Consider the following 1,883-nt stretch of genomic DNA (forward strand, 5'->3'; position numbering starts at 1 on the left):
GGGCCGGAGTGGGCAGCGGGGGCACCGGGGTCGTCACGACCACCTGGGGCGGGAGTCCGCCCCTGTGGGGCATGCCCAGCACCAGCGCGGTGAGGGCAAGGCCACCAGCCAGGGCGAGGAACAGGACCGTACGATTCATGGCAGGGCTCCAAAAGCGTTTGAAACGCGGGCCCTGCCTTTACGAACGGGGGGCGCGAAAAGGTCTAACCCTTTCGCGCGAGGCGACTGTTCAGTGCGCCGTTCAGGTGCCCGCGGCCGCCGGGGTGGCGCCCGCGCAGAAGTAGGGCGAGTTGTTCTCGCCGAAGGTGCGCCGGTAGAAGCCCTCGTCGGCGGCGCGGATGGCGTCCAGCGTGTCCTGATCCAGCAGCAGCGGCCGGCACGTCATGCGCTCCTTGAGGCCCTTCTCCACGTCGTCCACCGTGCGGGTGATCTCGCAGCCGGTGGTGGTGCCCTGCACGCACTCCTTGCTGCAGTAGCCCAGGGCCGGCGCTTCCGGATCCGCGCTGCGGGGGCTGGCGTCATCGCGCACGCAGATGAGGTCCTCGCACTCCAGCGAACCGAAGGAGATGAAGTCCTGCTCCGCGGCGATGTCCTTCTCCTTGACCTCCACGACCTCGCGGCCCTGCGCCTCCTGCTCCGCAGGCGTGGCCTTGCGCACCAGCGTGCACGGCTTGCCCAGCTCGGTGGTGACGTCGCAGCCTCCCAGCAGGAGGACGGCGGACAGGAAGAGCGCGGATCGCACGAACATCTTTGAGACCTCTAGGAAGGATGGAAACAGGGCGCCTGGGGGGAGGACGCCGGAACCTCGAAACGGTAGCACACCGGTTCTTCGCGCCAACCACCGACCCACGGGGAGCGTGCGCGGTGGAATTGTGAAGGGATACGGGAGGAATACAGAGGAGGCAGGCGCATCGTGGCGGTTGATGGTTGGGAATACGACCGATAGGATGGTGGGGCTGATGTCATGCTGCCTTCCGGTGGCAGTACGTTCCCTCCCCCCACGGAGCGCCCGGACTTGAACCGCCCCACGCTGCTGCTTGCGCTGAGCCTGATGTGGCCCGCGCTGGCCCCCGCCCAGACCCAGGAAGGCATGGGCCTCGATCTGACCGAGGATGCCCAGGCCAAGCCTCCCGAAGAGAACCCCGCGCCGCCGCCGGACGAGGAAGCCCGCCCCGCGTCGCCGCCTGCCGCCACCCCGGCGAAGGACATCCCGGTCGAAGCGCTGATGCCGCTCACGGACATCACCCAGGACGACCGGGTGAAGAGCGTGCAGCGCAAGGTGTACCTGAAGAAGGGCCGCCTGGAGATCTCACCGTTCGTGAGCATCTCCGTGAACGACCCCTTCTATTCGAAGTTCGGCGGTTCGCTCCGCGCGGCCTGGTACCTGTCGGACACGCTGGCCATCTCCGCGCGTGGCTCGCTGATCCAGGTGCTCCCGTCGGATGACGTCCGCACGGCGAAGCGCACCTTCAACGCCAAGATCTACAACTCCGTGCCGCAGTGGTCCGGCATGGGCGACCTGGAGTGGGCGCCGCTCTACGGCAAGGTGTCCTTCCTCAACTCCATCCTCCACTTCGACGGCTACCTGCTGGGCGGCATGGGCGTGGTGAAGACGGAGACCTCCGCGCTGCCGGAGCGCGGCCTCAACCCGGCCTTCGACCTGGGCCTGGGCATGCGCTTCGTCACCAAGGACTACCTGGCCGTCAACGTGGCCCTCATCAACACCTCCTACGTGGACCAGCCCCTGGGCAGCAGCAAGGGCGCCATCCAGAACGTCATGACCCTCAACGCGGGCATCTCCATCTTCCTGCCCCTCAAGTCGACGGGGAGGGAGTCCGAATGAAGCCCGCCTTCCGTCTGCTCCTGACTCTTTATACACATCT

Annotated in this window: 2 protein-coding genes; one reads left to right on the forward strand and one right to left on the reverse strand. The window is 67.1% G+C overall.

Annotated features, from left to right (window positions below; translation table 11 throughout):
• Positions 1 to 241: 241 nt before the first annotated feature.
• Positions 242 to 748: an adventurous gliding motility lipoprotein CglC gene (gene cglC / locus D7W79_RS41580; RefSeq protein ID WP_120530705.1), complete on the reverse strand. Its 507-nt coding sequence runs from the start codon at positions 746 to 748 to the stop codon at positions 242 to 244.
• 267 nt (positions 749 to 1,015) lie between these two features.
• Here cglC and D7W79_RS41585 point away from each other — a divergent pair, with 267 nt between their 5' ends.
• Positions 1,016 to 1,843: an outer membrane beta-barrel domain-containing protein gene (locus tag D7W79_RS41585; protein WP_120530706.1), complete on the forward strand. Its 828-nt coding sequence runs from the start codon at positions 1,016 to 1,018 to the stop codon at positions 1,841 to 1,843.
• Positions 1,844 to 1,883 lie beyond the last annotated feature (40 nt).

The organism is Corallococcus exercitus (assembly GCF_003611585.1).
GTDB lineage: Bacteria > Myxococcota > Myxococcia > Myxococcales > Myxococcaceae > Corallococcus > Corallococcus exercitus.

Excerpts from the sequence above, each read along its gene's own strand:
- cglC (WP_120530705.1), bottom strand. The coding sequence starts at position 748 with ATGTTCGTGCGATCCGCGCTCTTCCTGTCCGCCGTCCTCCTGCTGGGA.